Here is a 25,535-nt window from a genome sequence, read left to right on the forward strand (position 1 = left end):
ATCTGCCTTCGCAAATTGAGGAAACACGCGACCTGCGCATCCGACCGCCGGCGTTCCCCCATCCTGCTTGTGGAGCATCGATGAAATCTGTCTCAGCGCCCAACATCAAGGCGCCCCCTCCCCGCAACATCGCGCCCTCCGAGTCCGGCGACCGCCCGGGCACGCGCCGGCACCTGCTCCTGTCCCGGCCGCCTCCCCTCATCAAGGTAGCCATCCTGGACGACCACCCCGTGGTGGCCGTTGGCGTGGGTGCCTACCTGGAAAGCCGGCCCGGCTTCCGGGTCGTGCATCGGGAAACCTCGGCGCGCTCCCTACTGGAAAAACTGTCCCATTCGCCCTGCGAGGTCGCGCTCGTCGATTTCTATCTGCCGTTGGAACCCTGGGACGGCGTGAACTATCTGCGACGCCTGCGCCGCTACCACCCGGGAATGGCGCTCATCACGTTTTCGGCGGGCAACCGCCAGGAAACCCAGTACGCCGCCTTTCGCGCCGGCGCGAATGGCTATTTCTCCAAGGAATGCGGCATGGTCCTGCTGCCGGAGATGATCCGGGGCGTCCTGGCAGGCAAGGATGATTTCCTCATGGTGCAGGACGGCAAGATCCGCCCTCAACAACCCACGCATCCGCACTCGGCGCTGACCACCTCGGAAGTGGAGATATTGCGGCACATCAGCCAGGGCCTGTCCGTCACGCAGATTTCGGCGCGGCTGATGCGCAGCAAGAAGACCATCAGCACGCACAAGCGCCGCGCTATGCGCAAGCTGCAGCTGTCCGACGACCTGTCGCTGGCGCTCTATCTGCGCGAGAAGTTCGCCGAATGAACCGCGGCCCCGGCACTGCCTCAGATGATCCGGGAATAGCTGGCGGCGCTGCCCGGCGCGTGCAGGTAGCCGTCGAACGCCATGGCGACGGCCCGCACGAAGTACCAGCCCAGGCCGGTCACCTGCAGTTCGCCAGGTCGCAGATTGACCAGGCCCAATTCGGCCAGGTTGGCCATTTGCAGCAGTTCGCGGTCGAAGTGGTCGGCAAAGCGCAGTCCGTGGCGCGCCTCGATCCGGCCAAAATCCACGCGGCCCTGGCACATGATGTCCATGATGACCTCGCGCCGGACCAGGTCATCCGCGCTCAGCGCAAGCCCTCTTTCCACGGCAAAGCGTCCGGCCTCGATCGCCGCGTAGTACTCATCCAGCACCTTGGCATTCTGGCTGTAAGTACTGCCGATGCGGCCTATGGCCGATACCCCCAGGGCCACCAGATCGCGGTCCGGCTGCGTGCTGTAGCCCTGGAAATTGCGATGCAGCTCGCCGCGCCGCTTGGCGATCGCCAGCGCATCGGTTTCCAGCGCGAAATGGTCCATGCCTATATAGGCATAGCCCTGCTTCAAGAAACCGTCGATGGCCGCGCTGAGCAGGCCGACCCGGGTTTCCCTATCGGGCAGGTCCGCTTCGTTGATGCGGCGTTGCGGCTTGAAGCGCGTGGGCAAATGGGCGTAGGCATAAAGCGCGATGCGGTCGGGCCGCAGCGAGATGACCTGTTCGATCGTGCGGGCAAAGGACTCCGTCGTCTGCAGCGGCAGCCCATAGATCAGGTCCATGTTGACCGACGCGTAGCCCAGCGCGCGGGCGCTCTGCATCAGCGCCCGCACATCCTCAAAGGACTGCTGGCGGTGCACGGCCGCCTGCACCCGCGGGTCGAAATCCTGGACACCGAAGCTCAGGCGGTTGAAGCCCAGCTCCCGCATGTAGGCCAGCCGTTCCGGCGTCGCCGTGCGCGGATCCACCTCGATGGAGATTTCCGCGTCGGCTTCGAAGCGGAACGCGCGGCGCAGATTCGCCATCAGGCGGGACAGTTCCTCGTCGGACAGGAAGGTCGGCGTGCCGCCGCCGAAATGCAGCTGCGACACGGGCACGCCCTCGCCCAGTTCCCGCACATGCAACTCGATCTCGGCAGCCAGGGCGTCCAGATAGCGGGCGGCGCGGTCATGGTGGCGAGTCACCACCTTGTTACAGGCGCAGTAGTAGCAGACCGACTCGCAGAAGGGAATGTGCACGTACAGCGACAAAGGCTCGGCTGGGGCCCCCGCGCGGCGCTGCTGCAGGGCCTGGCGGTAGTCTTGTTCGCCAAAGCCGCCGTGATACCGGTCGGCCGTGGGATACGAGGTATAGCGGGGTCCATTCTTGTCCAGTCTCGCCAGCAATTGCGGCGGAAACAAGGGGCTGGCGGCATGCGCCTGGGATTCGGTCTGTGATGGGCGTAGGGCGGCTTGCATACCTGGAATTATTCGCCTGTGCCGGCCACCATGGCTTGATCTTGCGCAAACCCGGGCCTCTTCCCGCCCGTGCCCCGCAGTGGACGCCACGGCAGCCGCGTCCCCGTAAAATGCGCATATCCAAGATGCACAACAAGGAAACCACCATGGGCACTGAACTGGACGGCCGCCTGCTCGCCATGCGCCAGGCACTGGCGATCGCCATCGCCCTTTCCACCCGCAGCAGCCCCCAGGCCACCGACATGGCGCTGGAGCTGCTCGACGACCTGAAGGCAAACATGGACAACGCGCCCTCGGACAGTCCTTTCGAAAAACCGGAATGGGTGGTGGGCGCGCACGACGAACTGGACGGCATCGCGCGCCTGGTCCGCGCCTTCACGCAGACGCCCGAACCTGACGACGAGGCGCAGTAGCGCCATCCCGCCCCACGGCATTTCGCCGCAGGCCGAATCTGGCGGCGTCACCCGCCAGTACAAGTTTGGAAGGTCCTTCCCGACCGGGGCGAATCCCGGTCCCGGCGTCTTCACGCCCAGCTCCTATGCGCCGCAAGCCGCCACCAGGCCACCGGTCGCCAGGGACCATGGCGACGCTGCCTCCCTGTCCGTCTGCACCAGTGACTTACGGGACTGACGGACGGCCAGCACCGGCGGCACGAGTCGTCCAGACCGTCCAGCCCAGCAACCGCGCTGCCGGCCACGCCAACCAGGTCAGTAGCTGCCGCGACCTCCACAAGCCTTTCCTAGCTGGCCTGACCACCTCCTAGAAAGAGGTGGAATCCCTGTGATCGTTTTCCCTTGAAATAGCAAATTCCCCTTCATATTCAACGATGGGATGCCTATATTGGTGGCCTGACCACTTGGCCCCGAGTTCTCGCCTCATCCATCGATGAACACCTTCCAAGCCGCCGCCGTCACCCGCCTGTACCGCGTCATCGCCGACCAGATCGCCGGCCGGATCCGGGCCGGAGAATTCCCCCGCGGCGGACGCTTGCCCTCCGAGCGGGAGCTGGCCGAACAACTGCAGGTCAGCCGCGCGTCGATCCGCGAAGCCCTGATCGCGCTGGAAATCGAGGGCTATGTCGAGGTGCGCGTGGGCACCGGCGTGTTCGTCACCGCCGCCCGGGAAACCGCCGCCCCCGCCGCCTACCCCGCACCGGGACAGGACGGCATCGGCCCCTTCGACCTGCTCGAGGCGCGCATGCTGATCGAACCCGAATGCGCCGGCATGGCCGCGCAGCACGGCTCGCCGGCGCAGATCGCAGCCATCCGCGACGCCCATGAAGGCATGTCGCTGGGCAATTCTCCCGGCCGCCACGACCGCGAATTCCACAACGCCATCGCTGCCGCTTGCGGCAACGCCGCGGTGGCGGCGTCGGTGGCACATCTGTGGGAGTTGACGCAGACGAGCCCCGTGTACAGCCGCATGGAGGATTACTTCGTCGACACCAAGGTCTGGGCCATCGCCCATGCCGAGCATCAGCGCATCCTGACCGCCATCCAGGCGCGCGATCCGATCCGCGCGCGGCATGCGATGCATGCCCATCTGCTGGGCATCCTGGCACGCCTGCGGGAGGACTTTGGAGACGACAACGGTGCGCCGCAATGGTGCGCGGCGCGCTGAAGAGCACTTGTACGAAGCATTGTTGTAGCGGCTCCACTCGCAGTACCCCTGAAAACACAGGTGGCATGAGGATTGCTTGCCAGAGCACCGCATCCGCGACGCGGACACCTGTCAGACCCTTTCCAGCCCGGAGGCTCGCAGTGAAATCGAAGAAATGGTTCTCCCTCAGCATCGGCGCCCTGGTCCTCGCGGCCGCGCTGCCTGCCACGCAAGCCCTGGCCCAGACCAAGGGCGGAACGCTGAACATGATCGTCCAGCCCGAACCGCCGGTGATCGTCACGGCCATCAACCAGCAGGGCCCGACGCAATTCGTCGCCGGCAAGATCTACGAAAGCCTGCTGACCTACTCCACCGACCTGAAGCCGCAACCCGGCCTGGCGAAATCCTGGGACGCCTCGGCCGACGGCCTGAGCTACACCTTCCACCTGCAGGACAACGTCAAATGGCATGACGGCAAGCCCTTCACCTCCGAGGACGTGGTGTTCTCGCTGGCGGAGATGCTACCCAAGACCCATGCCCGCGCCCGCGTGATCCTGAACAAGTTCGTGGAATCCGTGCAGGCGCCGGATGCCAAGACGGTGGTCATCAAGCTGAAGACGCCCTTCCCCGCCTTCATGCTCATGTTCGAGCCGGGCTTCGCGCCCATGATGCCCAAGCACATCTATGCGGGCACCGACTACATGACCAACCCCGCCAACCAGAAGCCGGTCGGCACCGGCCCGTTCATGTTCAAGGAATGGAAGCGCGGCGAATACATCAAGCTGACCCGCAACCCCGACTACTGGAAACCCGGCAAGCCCTATCTGGACGAGCTGGTGTTCAACGTCATCCCCGATTCGGCCTCGCGCGCGGTGGCCTTCGAGCGTGGCAGCGTGGACGTGCTGCGCGGCGGCGACGTGGACAACGTCGACATCAAGCGCCTGCGCGCCCTGCCCAAGGTCGAATACACCACGGCCGGCTGGGAAATGTTCTCGCCCCAGGCCTACCTGATCTTCAACATGCGCAAGCCGCCCTTCGACAACCTGAAGGTGCGCCAGGCCGTCATGGCGGCCATCAACCGCAACATGGTGGTCAACAACATCTTCTTCGGCCTGGGCAAGGTGTCCACCAGCCCCTTCGTCACCACCGAGATGTTCTACGACAAGAACATGCCGCCACTGGCGTTCGACATGAAGAAGGCGCGCGCGTTGATCAAGGAATCGGGCATCAAGCCCGAGGACTACACCATCCGCCAGCTGAGCTTCCCCTACGGCTCGACCTGGGACCGCCTGGGCGAATACACCAAACAAGCGCTGGAGCAGCTGGGCTTCAAGGTCAACCTGGAAGCCACCGACGCGGGCGGCTGGGCCAGCCGCACCGGCAACTGGGACTTCGACATGACGACCACCTTCACCTACCAGTACGGCGATCCCGCGCTGGGCGTGCAGCGGCTCTATGTCTCGTCGAACATCGTCAAGGGTTCGCCTTTCGCCAACGTGCAGGGCTACAGCAACCCCGAGACCGACAAGCAATGGGAGGCCGCCGCTTCCGAGGTGGACCCCGCCAAGCGCCAGGAGATCTACAGCAAGTTGCAGACCACTCTGGTCAATGAGATCGCCAACGGTTACCTGGTCGACATGGAGTTCCCCACGCTTTACCGCGGCAACGTGAAGAACCTGGTGAAGACCGCCATCGGCCTGAACGAGAGCTTCGACGACGTGTACATCGAGAAGTAAGCGGCAGGACGCCGCCGCGCGGACCCTGCGCGGCGGCGGATCCCGGCCGGACGGCGGCCGCGCATGGCGGACCGCGCCCGACCTGAAAGGACCCCGAGCATGAAATTCCTGTCTTTCCTCGTCTCGCGCATCGGCAAGGCCCTGGTGGTCGTGCTGGGCGTGGTGATCATCAATTTCTTCCTGATCCGCCTGGCGCCCGGCGACCCCGCGGCCGTGCTGGCGGGCCAGGCCGGCGCGGGCGACGCCGCCTACGTCGAACAGCTGCGCGTGGCCTTCGGCCTGGACAAGCCCATCATGACCCAGCTGCTGCTGTACCTGAAGGGCGTGGTCCAGCTGGACCTGGGCTTCTCCTACCGCAACCACGTGCCGGTGCTGGACCTGATCCTGGAACGCCTGCCCGCCACCTTCCTGCTGATGTCCTGCGCCTTCGTGTTCTCCATCGTGCTGGGCGTCTTCCTCGGCGTGGTGGCGGCCAAGGCCCGCTACCGCAACAAGCGCCGCTGGATCGACAGCTCGGTCATGACCGGCGCCCTGGTGCTCTATGCCACGCCGCTGTTCTGGCTGTCGCTGATGGGCATCCTGCTGTTCTCGGTGGTACTGGGCTGGCTGCCCGCCTTCGGCATGGAGACCGTGGGCGCCAGCCTCAGCGGCTGGGCGCGCGCGGCCGACATCGCCCAGCACCTGGTCCTGCCCACCGTGACGCTGGGCTGCTTCTTCATGGCGGTGTATGTGCGGCTGACCCGCGCGTCCATGCTGGAGGTGATAGGCATGGACTTCGTGAAGACGGCGCGCGCCAAGGGCGTGAGCCCCAGCCGCGTGATCCGCGCCCACGTGCTGCGCAATGCGCTGCTGCCGGTCATCACCTTCGCCGGCATCCAGCTGGGCCAGATGGCCGGCGGCGCCGTGCTGACCGAAACCGTGTTCGCCTGGCCCGGCATAGGCCGGCTGATGTTCGACGCCTTGCTGCAGCGCGACTACCAGCTGCTGCTGGGCATCTTCCTGGTCACATCCATCATGGTGGTGGTGTTCAACCTGCTGACCGACGTGTTGTACCGCCTGATCGATCCGCGCATCGGCGCGGGTGGCCAGCAAGGAGCCGCCGCATGAAATCATTTGCCCGCCGCTACATGCGCAACTACGGAGCGGTGGCCGGACTGGCCATCATGCTGATCGTGGTCGTCGTCGCCCTGGCCGCGCCGCTGCTGTACGAGGAATCTCCCTGGATGATGGTGGCCGACCCGCTGATTCCGCCCTTCACCAATGCCGACTACCCCTTCGGCACCGACATGCTGGGCCGTGACATCACGGCCGGGCTGGTCTGGGGCGCCCGGGTCTCGCTGATGGTGGGCCTGCTGTCGACCACGGTGGCGCTGGTCTTCGGCATCGTGGTCGGCTCGGTGGCCGGCTACTGCGGCGGCCGGGTGGACGACGCCCTGATGCGTTTCACCGAGTTCTTCCAGACCATCCCGCAACTGGCGATGGCGGTGGTGCTGGTGGCCATCCTGAGCCCCTCCGTCTACTCCATCATGGGCGCCATCGCGGTGGTGTCGTGGCCGCCGGCCGCGCGGCTGGTGCGGTCCGAGTTCATGACGCTCAAGCAGCGCGAATTCGTGCAGGCCGCCATCGTCATCGGGCAGACGCCGGCCCGCATCGTCAGCACCCAGATCCTGCCCAACGCCATGTCGCCCATCATCGTGTCGGCGTCCTTCATGGTCGCCACCGCCATTCTGACGGAATCGTCGCTGTCCTTCCTGGGGCTGGGCGACCGCAACCTGATGAGCTGGGGCTTCATGATCGGCGCGGCGCGCACCATGATCCGCGAAGCCTGGTGGATGAGCGTCTGGCCCGGCGTGGCCATCCTGCTGACCGTGCTGGCCATCAACCTGATCGGCGAAGGCCTGAACGACGCCCTCAACCCGCAGCTGCGCAAGCGCGGCGAATAGGAGGACGACATGCAACCATCCACGCCTTTGCTGTCCATCCAGAACCTGAGCATCGCCCTGCCCAAGGGCGGCGATCGCCCCTATGCCGTGCAAGACGTGTCCTACGAGATCCGCGCAGGCGAGATCCTCTGCATCGTCGGCGAATCGGGCTCGGGCAAGTCCATGAGCGCCAACGCCATCATGGGCCTGCTACCCGACTACCTGACGCCGCAGCAGGGCCGCATCCTGTTCCGCGGCCAGGACCTGCTGCGTCAGGACGAAGCCGCCCTGCAAGCCATGCGCGGCAAGGACATGGCGATGATCTTCCAAGAACCGCTGTCGGCGCTGAATCCGCTGATGACGGTGGGCGAGCAGATCAGCGAAGTCATGCGCGTGCACAACGCCTATCCCGGCGCCCAGCGCCTGGCGCGCGTGCTGGAACTGCTGGCTTTCGTGGGCCTGCCGGATCCCGCAACGCTCTACCACGTCTACCCGTTCCGGCTGTCCGGCGGCCAGCGCCAGCGCGTGATGATCGCCATGGCCCTGGCGCTCGAACCCGCGCTGCTGATCGCCGACGAACCCACCACGGCGCTGGACGTCACCACCCAGGCGCAGATCCTGGCGCTGATCGCCCGCATCCAGAAAGAGAAAGGCATGGGCGTGATGTTCGTCACCCATGACTTCGGCGTGGTGGCCGAAATCGCCCACCGGGTCGCCGTCATGGAAAAAGGCATCCTGGTGGAGCAAGGACCGGCCGACGAGGTGCTGAACCGCCCCCGCCACCCCTACACGCAACGCCTGATCGCCGCCGTGCCGCACCGCCGCGGCGAAGAGCGCGCGCCTGCCGCCGACGACGCGCCGGTGCTGGACGTGCGGGATCTAAGGAAGACCTATGTGGTCGGGCGCGGCTGGCTGGGCGGCAAGCGCGAAGTGCGCGCCGTGGACGGCGTCAGCTTCAGCGTGCGGCGCGGCGAAACCCTGGGCATCGTGGGCGAGTCGGGCTCCGGCAAATCCACCATCGGCAAGTGCCTGCTCAAGCTGGTCGGCATCAACGGCGGCCAACTGATCTTCAACGGCCAGGATATCGCCGCCATGCCGGAATCGCGCTTCCGCCCCCTGCGCCACGACATCCAGATGATCTTCCAGGATCCTTTCGCGTCGCTCAATCCGCGTCATACCGTGGGCCGCATCATCAGCGACGGCCCCGTCGCCAACGGCGTGCCGCGGGCCCAGGCCGAGGCCCGGGTGCGGGAACTGCTGTCGCTGGTCGGGCTGGACCCGTCCGCCTTCGACCGCTATCCCAACCAGTTCTCGGGCGGCCAGCGCCAGCGCATCGGCATCGCGCGCGCGCTGGCGTTGGAACCCAAGGTGCTGGTGGCCGACGAATCGGTGTCGGCGCTGGACGTGTCGGTCCAGGCCCAGGTCCTGCAGCTCTTGCATGATTTGCAGCAACGGCTGAAGATTGCGCTGGTCTTCATTACCCACGATTTGCGCGTGGCGGCCCAGATCTGCAATTCCGTGCTGGTCATGCATCGCGGCAAGGTGGTCGAGTACGGCTCGCCCGCGCAGATCTTCGACAACCCGCAACACGCCTATACGCGGCAGTTGATCGCCGCGGTCCCCGGCCAGCATTGGGACCCGACCAAGGCGCAAGCGGCCTGAAGCGCACAAGAATATCCATATCAATCAAGGAGAAAACCATGCAACGCCCCGCCGCCATACCGACCGTGCAGATCGACAACGACATGGTCACCGTCACCGAATGGCGTTTTCCGCCCGGAGGCGAAACGGGCTGGCACCGCCACGGCATGAACTACGTGGTCGTGCCGCAGACCACCGGCCCGCTGTTGCTGGACACCCCCGACGGCGAGATCACCAGCCAGCTCACCACCGGCGTCGCCTACTACCGCCCCGTCGGCGTGGAGCACAACGTGATCAACCCCAGCGATACCGAATTCGTGTTCGTCGAAATCGAACTCAAGCGCGCTTGACGCCAGCGAGGGCAGCCATGAAGGCGTTTTTCTCCGAGGAACAGCTGCTGCATTCGCCGCGGCAATTCATGCGGCTGGGACGCATCAGCGCCCCGACCGATCTGCCGTCGCGCGCGGAAAGCCTGCAAGGGGCGCTGGCCGCGCGCGGCATCAAGGTCGAAGCGCCGGCCGACTACGGCCGCAAGCCGCTGGTGGACATCCACAGCCAGGACTACCTGGACTACCTGGAAACCGCCTACACGCGCTGGCAGGCCCTGAAATCGCCGACCGCGGATCCCGGCCCGGAAGTGCTGCCCAATCTTTCCCCCTACTACAACGGCCGGGTCGAACTGACCGGCCGCGGCCCCTGCCCATCGCCCTCCATCGTGGCCCAGACGGGCTACTACCTGAGCGACCTGTCCTGTCCCATCGGGCCGCAGACCTGGCGTTCGGCGCTGCGGTCCACCCACAGCGCGGTGGCCGCCGCGGACCACGTCGCCAACACGGCGGGCATGGCCTACGCCCTGTGCCGGCCGTCCGGCCACCACGCCCACCGCGACCGCGCGGGCGGCTTCTGCTACCTGAACAGCAGCGCGGCCGCCGCCAGCCGGCTGCTGCAGACCTGGTCCAAGGTAGCGGTGCTGGACGTGGACGCGCACCATGGCGACGGCACGCAGAACATCTTCTACCAGCGCGCCGACGTCATGACGCTGTCCCTGCATGCGGATCCGGCCGGCTACTACCCCTTCTATACCGGCTACGCCCACGAACGCGGGCACGGCGCGGGCGAAGGCTGCAACCTCAACCTGCCGCTGCCGCACGGCTCGGGTAACGACGAGTTCCTGCGGGCGCTGGACGCCGCGCTCACGGCCCTGACCGGCTACGCGCCGCAAGCCCTGGTGCTGGCCCTGGGCTTCGACACCTACAAGGACGATCCCATCAGCGTGCTCAAGCTCGACATCGACGCCTATCGCGACATCGGCGCGCGCGTCGCCAGCCTGGGCCTGCCCACCGTGATCGTGCAGGAAGGCGGCTACATGGTTGAAGCCATCGGCCCGGCGCTGGACGCATTCCTTGAGGGCGCGGCCCGGGCAGCGGCTTGAGCCGGCGCCGACATGAGCTCCATCCCTATCGCCTTGCCCTCCGCGGCCGCCTCGCGCCAGACCGGCATCCTGCTGTTCTTTGCGGCGTTGGCGGTCTTTGCCACCTTCGACGCGGGGTCCAAGCACATGCTGGCGCGCTACCCCGCGCCCTTCCTGAACATCATGCGCTATTCGGCGGTGGCCGTGCTTGCGGTGGTCCTGCTGTGGCGGCACCGCGGCGGCCCGCGGCTGCGCGACGCGCCCGAGAAGCCTCTGCTGGTGCTGCGCGGCCTGCTGCTGGCGACCGTGGGCACCTGCTTCATGACCGCGCTGATCTGGATGCCGCTGTCGGAAGCCACGGCCATCTACTTCACCTCGCCCCTGATCATGGTGGCGTTGTCGCCCTGGCTGCTGGGGGAACGGGTGCGGCCCGCGCAATGGACGGCGGTGGCCGCCGGTTTCGGCGGCATGCTGCTGATCGTGCGGCCCGGCTCCAACCTGCCCTGGTTGGGCACCCTGTTGATGGCAGTGTCGGCGGTCAGCTACGCCGTGTTCCAGGTTCTGACGCGCAAGCTCTCGGGCAAGGTGCCGGGGCCGGTCCAGTATGCCTACACCGCCTTCATCTGCCTGATCGTGACGGGACTGCCGGCGCCATTCTTCCTGCCGGATCCCTGGCCGGACCTGGCCGATACGCTCTTCATCGTCGGCCTGGGCGCCTGCAGCGGGCTGGCGCAGATTTTCCTGATCTCGGCGTTCCAGCGCGTGTCCGCGGCAACGCTGGCCCCGCTCAATTACTTCCAGCTGTTGCTGGCCGTGGTGTTCAGCACCCTATGGTTCCAGCGCCCGCCGGACGGCCTGGCCCTGGCGGGCATGGCGCTGATCATCGCCTCGGGCGTGTTCCTGGCGCTGCGCCGGGCCTGAGCCCGGCGTTCAGCTGGTTTCACGCTGCACCAGCTTGAAGCCCAGGTCCACGTGGCGTTCCTCCACGGGCTGGCCCGACAGATGGCGCATCAGCAAGCGGGCCGCCGACACGCCGATCTGGTAGCGCGGCGTGGCGATCGTCGACAGGGGCGGCGTGGTCCAGGCGGTGCCCGCCACGTCGTGGAAACCGACGATGGCCATCTTTTCAGGCACAGGCACCCCCAGCCGCCCGCACTGGAACACCGCGCCCTGGGCCAGGTCGTCGTTGCAGAAGAACACCGCGTCGCAGTCGGGATGCGCGGCGCGCAGGTCTTCCAGCAAGCTTGCGCCCAGGCTGATGGATGACTTCTCAGGCGTCATGATCTCCAGGGCCGGGTCATACAGGCCCGCGTCCCGCAGGGCCTGGCGGCAGCCTTCGCAACGGCGCAGCGAACGCGGATCCAGCTGCGCGCCGACGACGCCGATGCGCCGGTAGCCGCGCTCCACCAGGTGGCGGCCCGCCGCGTAGCCGGAGTCGAACTGCGAAAAGCCCACGCTCATGTGCTCGCCGCCGTCCAGCGTCTCGATCGTATGCACGGTGGGAATGCGCTGCGCATCCAGCAGCTCCCAGACGCCCGGATTGTGGTCAATGCCGGTCAGGATCAGCCCGTCCGGCGCGTGCTGCATGTACTTGCGCAGCAAGGCCTCTTCCTCATCCGGCGAATAGCCGGTGACGCCGATCAGCATGTGATAGCCGTGACGGTCCAGCTCTTCCTTGATCCCCGCGATGATGTCGACGAACACCACGTTGCTGAGCGACGGGATCAGCGCCACGATGGTCTGCGAGCGCGCCGACGCCAGCACGCTGGCCGCATGGTTGGGCACATAGCCCAGTTCCTGGCACACCCGCGCGATGCGCTGGCGCAGTTCCTCCGCCACCTTGTCCGGCGTGCGCAGCGCGCGCGATACCGTGATCGCGCTCACGCCCACGCGGCGCGCGACCTCCTGCATGGTGACGCGGCCGGCGCGCGAACTGCGGGGTTTACGGATGGACATTTGCCCTCGGCATCGATTGGTTAGCGCGTAGTCTGACGCAAAAAACAGGGGGTTGCCAAACGCAAAATGTTAGCGCTAACATTCATCGCAGCATAAACCTAAAAATCCGGGAAACGGATAGGAGACAAACATGCAAGCTTCCCCGCCGCGGCGGCCCGGCGGTTCGCCGCTGGCCCGCGCCGCCGATTGGTGCTTCGCGCTACAGACCTGGCTGATGGTGACCTGTCTGGCGGTCATGGTGGTGCTGCTTTTCGGCAACGTCACGCTGCGCTACCTGTTCAATTCCGGCATCAACGTCTCCGACGAGATCTCCCGCCTGGCGTTCGTCTGGATGATCTTCCTGGGCTCGGTGATCGCGCTGCGCTCGCACCAGCACATCGGCGTCACCATGCTGGTCGAACGCTTTGGCCCGGCCGCCCGCCGCGTCTCCCATGTGTTCTGCCAGCTGCTCATCCTGTGGGTGCTGTGGCTGATGGCCGAAGGCAGCTGGACCCAGACCATCATCGGTCTGGACACCGTGCTCCCCGTCACCGGCATGTCCCTGGCCGTGTTCAACGCGGCTGCGCTGTATGCCGCGGCCGCCATGGGAATCCTGACCTTGATCGATCTGGTGCGCGTCCTTGCGGGCGGGCCCTTGCCGGCGGAATCCAGCCCCGAAGACCCGCTGGTCTGACGGCTCCGCCTCCAATCCCCCTTTCCGCCCGGACCTCACGATGATCCTGACCGTATTCCTGCTCGTGCTGCTGGGGCTGATCGCCCTGGGCATGCCCATCGCCTTCGCGCTGCTGCTCAGCGCGATCGCCATGATGTTCCAACTGGACTTTTTCGATACCCAGATCCTGGCGCAGAACATGCTGTCGGGCGCCAACAGCTTTACTCTCATGGCGGTGCCGCTCTTCATGCTGGCCGGCGAACTGATGAACGCCGGCGGCATCTCGCGCCGCATCGTCAACCTGGCCACCATGTTCGTGGGGCACATCCAGGGCGGCCTGGGCTACGTCGCCATCTTCGCCAGCGTGCTGCTGGCCGCGCTGTCCGGCTCGGCCGTGGCCGACGCCGCCGCGCTGGGCTCCCTGCTCATACCCATGCTGCGCGAAAAAGGCTACGACGCGGGCCAGGCCTCGGGACTGATCGCCGCGGGCGGCATCATCGCGCCCATCATCCCGCCATCGATCTCGTTCATCATCTTCGGCGTCGCCACCAACGTGTCGATCACCAAGCTGTTCTTCGCGGGCATAGCGCCGGGCCTGCTGATGGGCCTGACGCTGGTCGCGGTGTGGACCTGGGTGGCGCGCAAGCACGGCAGCATCAAGCCCTCGCCGCGCGAGCCCTGGAGCAAGCGCTGGAAAGCGCTGCGCGAATCCCTGTGGGCCCTGATGCTGCCGGTCATCATCATCGGCGGGCTGCGCGGCGGCATCTTCACGCCGACCGAGGCGGCCGTGGTGGCCGCGGTCTACGCGTTGCTGGTCAGCCTGTTCGTCTACCGCGAGATCAGCGTGCGCGACCTGGCGCCGCTCTTCATCAACGCGGCCAGCACCACCGCCATCGTCATGTTCCTGGTGGCCGCCGCCATGGTCTCGTCCTACATGATCACCCTGGCCGACATGCCGCAGGACCTGATCGCGCTGCTCGAACCCGTGCTGGACCAGCCCAAGCTGCTGATGTTCGCCCTGCTGGTCCTGCTGACGCTGGTGGGCACAGTGATGGACCTGACGCCCACCATCCTGATCCTGGCGCCGGTGCTGATGCCGGTGGTCACCAAGGCCGGCATCGACCCCGTCTATTTCGGCGTGATGTTCGTCATGGTGGGCTGCGTCGGCCTGCTGACTCCGCCCGTGGGCACCGTGCTCAACGTGGTCTGCGGCGTCGCCCGCATCAATATGGAAACCATCATCAGGGGCGTGTGGCGCTATGTCGCCGCCTACACGCTGCTGCTGGTCCTGCTGGTGATCTTCCCCGAGCTGATCACCGTCCCCGCAAGCTGGATGCATTGAAGCAATAGAAAAACCCAAGGAGGAGCACCATGATGACCCGATTCAAGACCCGCATTCTCGTCCTGGCGACGACGCTGTCCTGCGCCATCGCCGGCGTCGCCTCGGCCGCCGACGTCAAACCGCGCCTGATCCGTTTCGGCTACGGCCTGAACGAGGAAAGCGTGCAGGGCCGCGCCGCGCGCCACCTGGCGCAGGAGCTGGAAAAGATCAGCGGCGGCAAGCTCAGGATGAAGACCTTCGGTTCGGCCAACCTGGGCTCGGACGAACAGATGCAGAGCGCCCTGGCCGGCGGCGTGCAGGAAATGATGGTGGGCTCCACCGCGCCGCTGGCCGGCATGGTCAAGGAGTTCGGCGTGTTCGACCTGCCCTTCCTGTTCAACAGCGAGAAGGAAGCGGACGCCGTGCTGGACGGCCCGGTGGGCCAGGACATGCTCAAGAAGCTGGAAGCCAAGGGCATCATCGGCCTGGTCTATTGGGAAAACGGCTTTCGCAACATGACCAATTCCAAGCGCCCCATCGCGCGCGCGGAAGACCTGCAAGGCATCAAGCTGCGCGTGATGCAGAACCAGATCGCGCTGGGCGTGTTCAACACGCTGGGCGCCAACGCCGTGCCCATGCCGTTCTCGGAGCTGTTCACGGCCTTGGAAACTCGCACCGTGGACGGCCAGGAAAACCCCATCACCACCATCCAGAGCAGCAAGTTCTACGAGGTCCAGCCCTTCCTGACCATCACCCGCCACGTCTATACGCCGTGGGTGGTGCTGGCATCCAAGAAATGGTGGGACACCCTGTCGCCGGAAGAGCAGAAGCTGATCCGCCAGGCGGCCGCCTCGTCGCGCGACTTTGAACGCCAGGACAGCCGCGCCGACTCGCAGAAGGCCATGGCCACGCTGGAGAAAGCCGGCATGAAGATCAACACCGTCTCGCCCGAAGAGGTGGCGCGCATGCGCCAGAAGGTGCAGCCGGTGGTCGACAAGTACACCCAGGAACTGGGCCCCGAGCTGGTCAAACAGCTCAACGACGAAATCCTGAAGGCGCGCAACTAGGCCTCAGCGGCCCGGACGCGAGCCGGGCCGCCATGCAACCGCTGTAAACGAGAATCCCATGTCCCAGACTCCCCGCAAGCTACGCAGCCAGAAATGGTTCGATGATCCGGCTCATGCCGACATGACGGCCATCTACGTGGAGCGTTATCTCAACTACGGCCTGACGCGCCAGGAACTGCAATCGGGGCGGCCGATCATCGGCATCGCCCAGACCGGCAGCGACCTGGCGCCGTGCAACCGCCATCACCTGGCGCTGGCCGAGCGGATCAAGGCCGGCATCCGCGACGCGGGCGGCATCCCGATGGAGTTTCCCGTGCATCCGCTGGCCGAACAGGGCCGGCGGCCGACTGCCGCGCTGGACCGCAACCTGGCCTACCTGGGCCTGGTGGAGATCCTGCACGGCTATCCGCTGGACGGCGTGGTGCTGACCACCGGTTGCGACAAGACCACGCCGGCCTGCCTCATGGCCGCGGCCACCGTCGACATCCCCGCCATCGTGCTGTCCGGCGGACCGATGCTGGACGGCTGGCACGACGGCCAGCGGGTCGGCTCCGGCACCGTCATCTGGCATGCGCGCAACCTGATGGCCGCGGGCAAGCTGGACTACGAAGGCTTCATGACCCTGGCCACCGCCTCGTCCCCGTCCGTCGGACACTGCAACACCATGGGCACCGCGCTGTCCATGAACTCGCTGGCCGAAGCGCTGGGCATGTCGCTGCCCACCTGCGCCAGCATCCCCGCGCCCTACCGCGAACGCGGACAGATGGCCTACGCCACGGGCCTGCGCATCTGCGACATGGTGCGCGAGGACCTGAGGCCGTCACACATCCTGACGCGGCAGGCCTTCGAGAACGCGATCGTCGTGGCGTCGGCGCTGGGCGCCTCCAGCAACTGCCCGCCGCATCTCATCGCCATGGCGCGCCACGCCGGCATCGACCTGAGCCTGGACGACTGGCAGCGGCTGGGCGAGGACGTGCCCCTGCTGGTCAACTGCGTGCCTGCGGGCGAGCACCTGGGCGAAGGCTTCCACCGGGCCGGCGGTGTGCCGGCCGTGCTGCACGAGCTGGCCGCCGCCGGCCGCCTGCACACCAGCTGCGCCACCGTGTCCGGCAAGACCATCGGCGAGATCGCGGCCGCGGCCAAGACCCACAACGCCGACGTCATCCGCAGCTGCGCCGCGCCGCTCAAGCATCGCGCGGGCTTCATCGTCCTGTCGGGCAACTTCTTCGACAGCGCCATCATCAAGATGTCGGTCGTGGGCGAAGCCTTCCGCCGCGCCTATCTGTCGGAACCTGGTTCGGAGAACGCCTTCGAGGCGCGCGCCATCGTGTTCGACGGTCCCGAGGACTACCACGCGCGCATCGAAGACCCCGCGTTGAACATCGACGAGCACTGCATCCTGGTGATCCGCGGCGCCGGCACCGTCGGCTATCCGGGCAGCGCTGAAGTGGTCAACATGGCCCCGCCCTCGCACCTGCTCAAGCGCGGCATCGATTCCCTGCCCTGCCTGGGCGACGGCCGCCAGAGCGGCACCTCGGCCAGCCCGTCGATCCTGAACATGTCGCCCGAGGCCGCGGTCGGCGGCGGCCTGGCGTTGCTGCGCACCAACGACCGCATCCGCATCGACCTGAACCAGCGCTCGGTCATCGCACTGGTGGACGAGGCCGAAATGGAACGGCGCAGGCAGGATCCTCCATACCAGACGCCTGAAGCGCAAACGCCCTGGCAGGAGTTGTACCGGCAGCTGGTCGGCCAGCTTTCGACCGGGGGCTGCCTGGAACCCGCGACCTTGTACCTGAAGGTGGTGGAAACGCGCGGCGATCCCCGGCATTCGCATTGAACGCCCGCGCGGCCGCTTATGGCGGCGGTTGCGCGCCGCTCTCGGCTTGCGGCCCCAGCGGGGCTGGCCGCGTGACCACGTAGGCGGCGCTGGCCAGGAAAAAGACGGCGACTGCGGCGGCCAGCTTCCAGGACGGATGCGCGCCCCACCAGAACAGCACATATCCGGCGGCCATGCCCAGGCAGGCATAAGTCTTGCCCTTGCGCGACACGGCGCCCTGGTCCCGCCAGGCGCGCAGCGAGGGGCCGTAGGTCGGGCTGTCCAGCAGCCATTTTTCCAGCCGCGGCGACGACCGCGAAAAGCAGGCCACGGCCAGGATCAGGAATATGGTCGTAGGCATGACAGGCAGAAACGCGCCGATCACGCCCAACGCCAGCATCAGGCAACCCAGGCAGAGCCACAGTACTCTCATCATGATGGGCAGCAGGATATCCCAGGGATTCCGGTCGCGACAAACGCAGGGCGGCGCCTCTTGCCGGACGCGCGCCGGCAAACGCCATTTAGCCGGCGTCGCCTCGATGAAACACTGAAAAATAGTTTGGAATATATATTCACAAACTGGAATTATTGAATAAAAATCGAGCGTGCGCGGGGGCTCCGCGCTTCCCGTCGCGAGGACATGCCATGCGCAACGCAAGCGATTTACTGGAAGACTCGTACCGCCGCACCGACCGGGCAATGCTGCCCCTGCTCTGGCTGCTGTTCGCCGTCGGCCTGGGCCTGGCGCCCCAATACGGCCGCTGGAACGCCGCCATCGAAGTCGGCCTGCTGGGCGCGGGCATCCCCACTTTGCTGATACTGTGGCGCCCCGGCAAGCTGAGCACGCGCCTGGCCGTGGCCTGTGGCCTGATGGTGCTGGCCGCGCTCCATATTCACCTGATGTCCGGCATGGCCGAAATCCATTTCGGCATCTTCGTGCTGCTGTCGCTGCTGCTGGCGTACCGCGACTGGCGCACCATCCTGTGCGCGGCCGTGGTCATCGCGCTGCATCACCTGTCCTTCAATTTTCTGCAGCAATGGGGTTACGGGACGATCTGCTTCTCGGAGCCCAGCCTGCCCATGGTGCTGCTGCACGCGGCCTACGTCGTGGTGCAAGCCGCCGCGCTGGGCTGGCTGGCCTGGAAGATGGAACGGGCGGCAGTGGCGGCCGAGGAATTGGCCCGCCTGAGCGCGCACATCGGCCGCGAGGCGGGCGTGTTCGACCTGCGCTTCGGCGGCATGAGCATGGAAAGCAGCCTGGGCCGCAGCTTCAAGGCCACCATGGACGCCGTGCACCGGACCCTGAGCGGCGTCAGGAACACCGCCACCGCCCTGTCGGCGGCCTCGCGCGACATCATGCAGGACAACCAGCAACTCGAGGAACGCACCCGCACCCAGGCCGACTCCCTGGAACGCACCGTGGCGTCGATGCGCGACCTGGCCGCCAATGTCCACGACAACGCCAGCAATGCCTTGCAGGCCCAGCAGCTGAGCGACGAAGCGCGGCGCATCGTAGACACGGGCAGCGCCGCGGTCGCGGGCGTCGCGACCGTGATGGGAGAGATCCAGCAGGAAGCCAACAAGATCTCCGAGATCACCGGCTTGATCGACAGCATCGCGTTCCAGACCAATATCCTCGCCTTGAACGCGGCGGTGGAAGCGGCCCGCGCAGGCGAAAGCGGACGCGGCTTCGCGGTCGTCGCCACCGAAGTCCGCGCCCTGGCGCAACGCAGCGCCAGCGCCGCGCGCGAGATCCGCACCCTGATCGACGGCTCGCTGGAAAAAACCAGCAACGGTTTCCGCCAGGCCGACCATGCCGCCGGCGTGATCCGCGAAGTGGTGGCCAGCATCGAACGCGTTGCCGCCATCGTCGGCCAGATCGGCGATGCGGGCCGGGCCCAGAGCACGGACATCGACGAGGTCAACCAGGCCGTGACCCAGATGGACGAACTGACCCGGCAGAACGCGGCCCGGGTGGCCCAGGCCGCCGACGCCTCGGCGGCCCTGCAATCGCAGGCGGCCGAACTGCTGCAAGCCGTGGGCGTGTTTCGCCTGCAGGACGGACAGCAGGCGGAAACGCCGGCCTCATCGCGGCTGCCGCCTCAAGGGCGCGCCACGCCGCTGGCGCTGGCGGCCGGCTGACCCGGAAAGCGCGCGGAACGCCCGCCGCAGGCATGCGTTCCGCCGTCCTTTGCAGGGCCCCGCTTTCGTGGAAGAATCAGAGCCTCCTACGGCTCCTGCCCCACTGCCATCATGACTCCCTTTGCCTCCATACTCGCAATCCTTGGCGCGCTGTGGCTCGGAGCCATGCTGCCGGGCCCCAGTTTCATCATCGTCGCGCGCAAGGCCATTGGCCAGTCCCGCTGGGACGGCCTGGCCTCGGCCTTCGGCATGGGCGCCGGCGGCATGCTGTTCGCCGGCCTGGCGCTGGCGGGCCTGTATTCGCTGTTGCAAAGCGTGGAATGGCTGTACGTCGCGCTGAAAATCGCCGGCGGCGCCTACCTGCTTTACGTGGCTGCCGGTATCTGGCGCAACGCCAGGCAACCTTTTGCCATGCCCGGCAGCGGCGCGCCGGTCTCGCGCAATGGACGCCGTTCCTTCTGGATCGGTCTCACTACCCAATTGAGCAATCCCAAGACCGCCATCTGGTATGGCAGCATCTTCGCCGCGCTCTTGCCCCAGCATCCGCCGGCATGGACCTATTTCGCGCTGCCGCCGCTGGTATTTCTGGTCGAATTCGGCTGGTATGCGATCGTGGCGCTGTGTTTTTCCACCAAGGGCCCGCGCGAGGTTTATCTGCGGGCGAAGAAATGGATAGATCGGGCGGCTGCGGGGGTTATTTCGGCGTTGGGCTTGCGGCTCATTCTTAATGCGCCCAAGAGCGGGCTTTGAGTCAGTCCGATAAGGCGCTGGCCATCTGCATTTCCCGCCGTGCCTGTTTGTCCACGTACATCAACTGATCGGCCTCCTTGAGCACGACGGGCAACGTGCTGACCGAAGGATCCGCGCTCACGATGCCAAAGCTTGCGCCCGTGTAGTGGAAACTGCAACCCTCGAAGGTATAGGTGCCGTTGAGCAACGGGGCCAACCGCTCCCGCATTAATTCGACGGCATTGCCAGTATCGGATCCCGGCCTCGCGCCCAGCCCGACTACGACAAACTCATCGCCTCCCCAGCGGCCCAAAGTGTCCCCGGTACGAAGGCCCGCCGACAGGCGCCGCCCGATCTCGATCAGGAATTGGTCGCCAATGTCGTGGCCATAGGTATCGTTGATCGTCTTGAACCCGTCCAGATCAATGAACGCCACCAGCACTGAGCGCTGCGTCCGTTTCGCCAGAGAGAAGTACCGGTCAAGTTCGGCCATGACTGCCCGCCGGTTAGGCAAACCGGTAAGCGCATCGTGGTTGGCGGCATGCCGTTCATCCTGCCTGCGCCTCACCATTTGCCCGGCCATCCGGCTGGACAGCAGGATCAGGACCAAGCCGAACATCGCCACCAGCGCCGCCGCCCAGATGTGCCGCGTGCGCATGGGCGCCAGATAATCGAGCGAAGCCAGCGTAATCAGTTGGTATTGGGTATTCGCCAGCGGCTGAAACCTCGCCAAATACGGTTTGCCATCAATCAGCCATTGATCGGCATGTTGAGCCCCGGAAATTGCTTGTATTTCAATGGGTTCTCCCGGATCCTCATCGCCGTCGGACGGCAGTGCCAGGCCAGGGGGCAATAACGCCGCAATGTTGCGCAGCATGAAAGGCGCGGACGAGGTCGTGGTTACCCTGCCCTGGCGATTCACGATCAATGCAATATGCCGGCCAGCCAGGTAAAGCGCGACGTCGGGCGCATCGAACTTTACGGTCACCGAGCCCTGCGGCACGTCATTTGTATCTTCGATACGGCTCGCGACAAAATAGGATGGGCTCTTATTCAGCCGCGCAATACCGAAGTAACTGCCATTGCCATTGCGCAATGCATCCGTCAGATACGCCCGGCCCGAGTAAATCATGCCGACAATGCTGTCCGGTTCCGCCCAATTGCTCGCGGTCACCGTATCGTCCGACATATTGTTCATATAAATGCGCGCATATTGCAGATCGCCAGCCAGTGCATTCATGAAGTCGCCCACCCGGCGCACCAAGGGATCGCGCGTAAACAGGGCGGCCCGCTGCTCTCGCGTCAGCTCGGCCGCGCCGGGGGGATCAGTACGGTATCGTGTAGCCAGTTCGATCACCTGGCCCTGGCGCGCCACCATGTTCGCGACGCTGATCATTTCCGTGAACAACCGGTCCATGACGCGCGCGGTGATTCTGGACTCATATTCAGCGCTGGCGGTCAGGCTATCGAGCCGCGATGCCTCGATCTCCTGAGACATCCAGCGCGCAAGAACCGCCACCGACGCAATCCACGCCACCACAAGCCCAAGCGTCACGCGGCGCACGACGGATCGTTCCCGCCGTCCGCGGCTGTCTTGCCGTGGTGGTTCGCTGTTCACACCGCCCCCTGGTCCAAATCAACTTCCTTTGGCAATCGTCGGCCCGACCATTTATCGATTTGAGGCAGGCCGGCTGGTCAACGGAATGTGGCTGAACGGATTCCGCCACGTAAAGTGTGAACTGCTACGTGTGAACTGCCACGAATGTGAACTGCTACGTGTCCTTTCGGTGCGTTTTATTTCAACATACTTCTGGCCGCTTGCCGCAGGAGCTTTACCAAGCTTGACTATGTAGTTGTTATCAGCCCGGCTTGAGGCAGCCAATCCGGATATGCCTCGGTGGCAGGTGCCATCATTCACTGGCCGGCTTTATCCGCAAGCGATCTTGGTTTTTTCCGCGTCAGAAAATGGCGTAGCGAGGAATATGCGGTGATTTGCTTGCCGCAAACCCGTCTGCCTGGATTTTCATACCCACGGCCACGCCACAAAAATGATGAGCAAGACGTCGGGAAGAAAACAAATAAAAAAAACCGCCAAGTCATCGACTTGGCGGTTTTCTTTTTGCCGTGCTTGACAGCACTTTGCAGGAATTTGGTAGGCGGTATTGGAATCGAACCAACGACCTCCACGATGTCAACGTGGCGCTCTAACCAGCTGAGCTAACCGCCTGCAAAGAAGAAGAATTATATAGTGCTTTTTTAAACTATGCAAATCGTCTTGGAAGATTTTTTGCATTATTTATTGCGCCTTGAAGTTTGCGGCCTGGTTGCGACACTTACCTTCGCACCTGCCATCAAGCTTTCTTGCGCAATGCGCTTTGAAGCGTCCCGTGCGCAGCTTTTCAGCTTTGCCGCACAACTTCAAACCGCCTGCACTGCACTACTAATTTCCCTTCTGTTTCGCGTCTGCCGCTTGCGCTGCAGCAACGAAGAACGAGATTCTATCAGAACTTTTAATTCCTTGCTCAAGCTCGACGCCGCTGCTCACATCGACCGCCCAGGGCCGGATCAACTGCACCGCCTGGCCGACGTTTTCGGCGTTCAAGCCGCCGGACAGGATCAAGGGGCGCGACATCGGGTCGGCCCTTACCTCGTCGAGCAAGGCGTAGTCGAATCCGTGGCCGCTGCCACCATAGCCTGCGCTATAGCTGTCGAACAGCCAGCCTGCGGCTTCGCCGTAGGCGCGGCAGGTGGAAGCCAGGTTTTCCGCGGTTTCCAGCCCCGGCGCCCCAGCCCGGAACGCGCGCAGGAAGCGATGGCCGTAGCGCGCACAGTCCTGCGGCGTTTCATCGCCATGGAACTGCAGCAACTCCGGTCCTACCTGATCCAGCACGGCCTGCACTTCCTCATGCTCCGGATTCACGAACAGAGCCACCACGTCGACAAAAGCCGGCACCGCGCGCCGCAACTGCGCGGCGCGCATGGGTGTCAGGCAACGCTTGCTCTTCGCGTAGAACACGAACCCGATCGCATCCACGCCAGCTGCGACCGCGGCCTCGATGTCCTGTTCACGGGTCAAACCACAGATCTTGATGCGTGTGCGCATGGAATTCTTCGCTTGCTTCGCCGCCCTGCGCGGCGTATCGAGTCAGTATATCCGCCGTGCCGGCTCCGCTAGCCGGCGGGCTGGCCCAGGGTCGCGACAAGGTTGTCGAAGCTGCCTTCGGCCAGGCGGAACCACGGGGTCTCCTTGTCGCGGAACGCCGCCATGCTCTCGTAGAGTTTCTGGAACATTGGATCCTTGGCGCTCATCTCGTTATATGCGGCAAGCGAGGCCTCGTAGCTCGCCTGCAGGACCGGCTTGGGAAACGCCTTCAACTGCGCGCCGCGGGACACGAGACGACGCAACGCATCCGGATTCCCGGCATCGTACTTGGCGATCATGTTGCCCGTGGCCATGCGGCACGCCAGCGCCAGCGCGGACTGGTACGGCTTGGGCAGTTCGTCATGCGCGTCCTGGTTCACGTACAAGGACAACTGCAAGGTTCCGGCCCACCAGCCCGGGAAATAGTAGTTCCTGGCCACTTTGTAGAGCGCCAGGTTTTCATCGTCATATGGCCCTATCCACGCGACGGCGTCGACGGTGCCCTGCTCCAGCGCGGCATAGGTTTCGGCCACCGGCACCTCCACGGGCGTCGCGCCCATCCGCGCCAGCACATGGCGGGCAAAGCCGCCGGCCTTCACCTTCAGGCCGCGCAAGTCGTCGACGGTCTTGATTTCGCCGCGGAACCAGCCGCCCATCTGCGCGCCGGTGTAGCCGCAGGGAAAGTTCAGGATGTTGTATTTGTCGAACAGCACCCGCGTGAGCGCCAAGCCTTCGCCCTGGGTCATCCACGCGTTCATCTGCCGCGTGTTCAATCCGAACGGCACGCCGGCGTCGAAGCACAGCGCGGGATCGATGTCGAAGTAGCGAGTCGACGCGGTATGGCCGCAATCGACGACACGATGCTGCACGGCCTCCAGCACCTGGCCCGGCTGCACCAGGTCGCCGGCCGGAAAGATCTCGATGCTGAAACGTCCGTCGGTCACCTCATTGACGTAGCGCGCCACGTCTTCCGCGCCCGCGAACAAGGTGGGAGATTCGTTGGGAAAGCTGGAGGCGAGGCGCCATGCGATCTTGGGAGGCGCAGTCACCACCGCCGGCGCTTCGGGCGCCGCAGCGGGCTGCTCCGGGGCGACGGCGGGCGACGGCGGGACGGCAGCGGGTGCCTCGAGTGGCGCAACGGGCGTCTCTGGCGGAACCGCAGGTTCGCCGCCCTGCCCGACTGCCGGCGTTTCCTGCGCGAAAGCCGGCGCGACCAAGACGGCGCCGCCCAGGGCAGTCTGCTTCAAAAACGCGCGGCGTTGCATGGCAAGAGCCTCCATCGAATGCAGGAAGACATCGCCGTGGCCGGCGGTTTCCTTAATAGGTTTGAGTGAACGGCGACAGCAACAGCGATCCTCCGTCGAGCTCGTCCAGTCCGAACGCTTCCGGATAATCGATGGCGGACAGGTAGAGCCCATCGGGCGCGAACGTCGGCGCGCCGCGCTTGCGGTCGCGCCAGGACAGCAACTGCGCCATCCAGTCCACGGTTTCCCTGCCCTGCCCGATCTGCAACAGCGCGCCCATGATATTGCGCACCATATGGTGCAGGAACGCATTGGCCTTCAATGTGAAAACCAGGAACGGCCCGCGCTCGTCGATGTCCAGCCGGTACAGATGGCGCACCGGATGCTTGGCCTGGCATTGCGAAGAGCGGAAGCTGGAGAAGTCGTGCTCGCCCAGCAAGGCGCTTGCGGCCGTCCGCATGGCATCGACATCCAGCGGCTGGAAACACCAGCCCGCCCGGCCCGCCCACAACGCGGGCCGCACCCGGCCGCGCCACAGCAGATAGACGTAAGTCCGGGCGCGCGCCGAAAACCGCGCATGGAACTCGTCCGACACCGGTTGCGCCCACTGGACCGAAATGCTGGGCGGAAGAAAGGCATTCACGCCGCGCACCCAGGATTCCATCCTCCGGTCCAGCCCGGTATCCAGATGGACCACCTGCATCGCTCCGTGCACGCCAGTATCCGTGCGTCCAGCGCATATGGTCGGCACCGGTCCTGCAACACCACAAAAACTGCCCAGGGCGGCTTCCAGCGTGTCCTGCACCGTCTGCCGATGCGGCTGTGTCTGCCAACCCTGCCAGGCGGAGCCGTCATACGCCAGCCCCAATGCAACTCTAGACATGT

The 25,535-nt window shown here is 65.4% G+C and carries 22 protein-coding genes, 1 tRNA gene and 1 pseudogene; 16 read left to right on the forward strand and 8 right to left on the reverse strand.

What is annotated here, in order from left to right:
• Positions 1-80: 80 nt before the first annotated feature.
• Complete coding sequence (locus tag HWY37_RS30085) at positions 81-821, forward strand: response regulator transcription factor (protein ID WP_175209453.1); 741 nt, start codon at positions 81-83, stop codon at positions 819-821.
• Positions 822-841: 20 nt separating this feature from the next.
• Here the strand turns inward: HWY37_RS30085 and hemN are convergent, their stop codons facing one another.
• Positions 842-2,269, reverse strand: coding sequence for an oxygen-independent coproporphyrinogen III oxidase (gene hemN, locus HWY37_RS30090; RefSeq protein ID WP_176090502.1), 1,428 nt, complete (start codon positions 2,267-2,269; stop codon positions 842-844).
• Positions 2,270-2,415: 146 nt separating this feature from the next.
• Between hemN and HWY37_RS30095 the strand changes: the two genes are divergently transcribed.
• From HWY37_RS30095 to HWY37_RS30135, 9 genes are all read left to right on the forward strand, one after another.
• Entirely contained in the window at positions 2,416-2,682 is a 267-nt protein-coding gene (locus HWY37_RS30095) for a hypothetical protein (RefSeq protein ID WP_175209451.1), read from the forward strand.
• A gap of 472 nt (positions 2,683-3,154) precedes the next feature.
• Positions 3,155-3,889 carry a FadR/GntR family transcriptional regulator gene (locus HWY37_RS30100; RefSeq protein ID WP_175209450.1) on the forward strand — a complete coding sequence of 245 codons (735 nt, stop codon included), beginning with the start codon at positions 3,155-3,157 and terminating at the stop codon, positions 3,887-3,889.
• A gap of 140 nt (positions 3,890-4,029) precedes the next feature.
• Positions 4,030-5,604: an ABC transporter substrate-binding protein gene (locus HWY37_RS30105; protein ID WP_176090503.1), complete on the forward strand. Its 1,575-nt coding sequence runs from the start codon at positions 4,030-4,032 to the stop codon at positions 5,602-5,604.
• 99 nt (positions 5,605-5,703) lie between these two features.
• On the forward strand, positions 5,704-6,711 hold the full coding sequence (locus HWY37_RS30110; protein WP_176090504.1) for an ABC transporter permease: 1,008 nt from the start codon (positions 5,704-5,706) through the stop codon (positions 6,709-6,711).
• Positions 6,708-7,547 (forward strand): ABC transporter permease, encoded by an 840-nt coding sequence (locus HWY37_RS30115; protein ID WP_176090505.1) that lies wholly within the window; start codon positions 6,708-6,710, stop codon positions 7,545-7,547. Before HWY37_RS30110 ends, HWY37_RS30115 begins: the two co-directional genes overlap by 4 nt.
• A gap of 9 nt (positions 7,548-7,556) precedes the next feature.
• Positions 7,557-9,188, forward strand: a complete 1,632-nt coding sequence (locus HWY37_RS30120) for an ABC transporter ATP-binding protein (protein WP_176090506.1) — start codon at positions 7,557-7,559, stop codon at positions 9,186-9,188.
• Positions 9,189-9,226: 38 nt separating this feature from the next.
• On the forward strand, positions 9,227-9,517 hold the full coding sequence (locus HWY37_RS30125; protein WP_175209445.1) for a cupin domain-containing protein: 291 nt from the start codon (positions 9,227-9,229) through the stop codon (positions 9,515-9,517).
• Between the two features lie 17 nt (positions 9,518-9,534).
• Positions 9,535-10,599 carry a histone deacetylase family protein gene (locus HWY37_RS30130; RefSeq protein ID WP_175209444.1) on the forward strand — a complete coding sequence of 355 codons (1,065 nt, stop codon included), beginning with the start codon at positions 9,535-9,537 and terminating at the stop codon, positions 10,597-10,599.
• 12 nt (positions 10,600-10,611) lie between these two features.
• Complete coding sequence (locus tag HWY37_RS30135) at positions 10,612-11,499, forward strand: DMT family transporter (protein ID WP_175209443.1); 888 nt, start codon at positions 10,612-10,614, stop codon at positions 11,497-11,499.
• 9 nt (positions 11,500-11,508) lie between these two features.
• Here HWY37_RS30135 and gntR read toward each other — a convergent pair whose 3' ends face one another.
• On the reverse strand, positions 11,509-12,534 hold the full coding sequence (gene gntR / locus HWY37_RS30140) for an HTH-type transcriptional regulator GntR (RefSeq protein ID WP_175209442.1): 1,026 nt from the start codon (positions 12,532-12,534) through the stop codon (positions 11,509-11,511).
• A gap of 130 nt (positions 12,535-12,664) precedes the next feature.
• Between gntR and HWY37_RS30145 the strand changes: the two genes are divergently transcribed.
• Genes HWY37_RS30145 through HWY37_RS30160 form a run of 4 tightly spaced genes read left to right on the forward strand, consistent with a single transcriptional unit; the run spans position 12,665 to position 17,414 of the window.
• A complete protein-coding gene (locus tag HWY37_RS30145) occupies positions 12,665-13,207 on the forward strand; it encodes a TRAP transporter small permease (RefSeq protein WP_175209441.1) in 543 nt (180 codons plus the stop codon).
• Positions 13,208-13,247: 40 nt separating this feature from the next.
• Positions 13,248-14,528, forward strand: coding sequence for a TRAP transporter large permease (locus HWY37_RS30150; protein ID WP_175209440.1), 1,281 nt, complete (start codon positions 13,248-13,250; stop codon positions 14,526-14,528).
• A gap of 29 nt (positions 14,529-14,557) precedes the next feature.
• Positions 14,558-15,574 (forward strand): TRAP transporter substrate-binding protein, encoded by a 1,017-nt coding sequence (locus HWY37_RS30155; RefSeq protein ID WP_176090507.1) that lies wholly within the window; start codon positions 14,558-14,560, stop codon positions 15,572-15,574.
• 58 nt (positions 15,575-15,632) lie between these two features.
• The gene (locus tag HWY37_RS30160) at positions 15,633-17,414 is read left to right on the forward strand and encodes an IlvD/Edd family dehydratase (RefSeq protein ID WP_175209438.1); all 1,782 of its coding nucleotides are present in this window, start codon (positions 15,633-15,635) and stop codon (positions 17,412-17,414) included.
• A 16-nt stretch (positions 17,415-17,430) separates the two neighbouring features.
• On the opposite strand, the gene HWY37_RS30165 is transcribed toward HWY37_RS30160, so the two are convergent.
• Positions 17,431-17,829 carry a YbaN family protein gene (locus HWY37_RS30165; protein WP_176090508.1) on the reverse strand — a complete coding sequence of 133 codons (399 nt, stop codon included), beginning with the start codon at positions 17,827-17,829 and terminating at the stop codon, positions 17,431-17,433.
• 209 nt (positions 17,830-18,038) lie between these two features.
• On the opposite strand from HWY37_RS30165, the gene HWY37_RS30170 reads away from it, so the two are divergent.
• Positions 18,039-19,535: a methyl-accepting chemotaxis protein gene (locus HWY37_RS30170; protein ID WP_175209436.1), complete on the forward strand. Its 1,497-nt coding sequence runs from the start codon at positions 18,039-18,041 to the stop codon at positions 19,533-19,535.
• A 111-nt stretch (positions 19,536-19,646) separates the two neighbouring features.
• Positions 19,647-20,285: a LysE family translocator gene (locus HWY37_RS30175; protein ID WP_175209435.1), complete on the forward strand. Its 639-nt coding sequence runs from the start codon at positions 19,647-19,649 to the stop codon at positions 20,283-20,285.
• A 1-nt stretch (position 20,286) separates the two neighbouring features.
• Here the strand turns inward: HWY37_RS30175 and HWY37_RS30180 are convergent, their stop codons facing one another.
• The 5 genes and pseudogenes from HWY37_RS30180 to truA form a co-directional block, all read right to left on the reverse strand.
• A complete protein-coding gene (locus tag HWY37_RS30180; protein WP_175209434.1) occupies positions 20,287-21,882 on the reverse strand; it encodes a sensor domain-containing diguanylate cyclase in 1,596 nt (531 codons plus the stop codon).
• 532 nt (positions 21,883-22,414) lie between these two features.
• A tRNA-Val gene (locus HWY37_RS30185) sits at positions 22,415-22,491 on the reverse strand.
• A gap of 213 nt (positions 22,492-22,704) precedes the next feature.
• Positions 22,705-23,379: pseudogene (locus HWY37_RS30190) on the reverse strand (phosphoribosylanthranilate isomerase); the annotation flags it as partial.
• Positions 23,380-23,435: 56 nt separating this feature from the next.
• Positions 23,436-24,671, reverse strand: coding sequence for a TRAP transporter substrate-binding protein (locus HWY37_RS30195; RefSeq protein WP_176090509.1), 1,236 nt, complete (start codon positions 24,669-24,671; stop codon positions 23,436-23,438).
• A gap of 52 nt (positions 24,672-24,723) precedes the next feature.
• Positions 24,724-25,533 carry a tRNA pseudouridine(38-40) synthase TruA gene (gene truA / locus HWY37_RS30200; protein ID WP_176090510.1) on the reverse strand — a complete coding sequence of 270 codons (810 nt, stop codon included), beginning with the start codon at positions 25,531-25,533 and terminating at the stop codon, positions 24,724-24,726.
• Between the last annotated feature and the right edge of the window lie 2 nt (positions 25,534-25,535).

Origin of the sequence: Achromobacter anxifer (assembly GCF_903652925.1) — a bacterium.
Lineage (GTDB): Bacteria > Pseudomonadota > Gammaproteobacteria > Burkholderiales > Burkholderiaceae_B > Achromobacter > Achromobacter anxifer.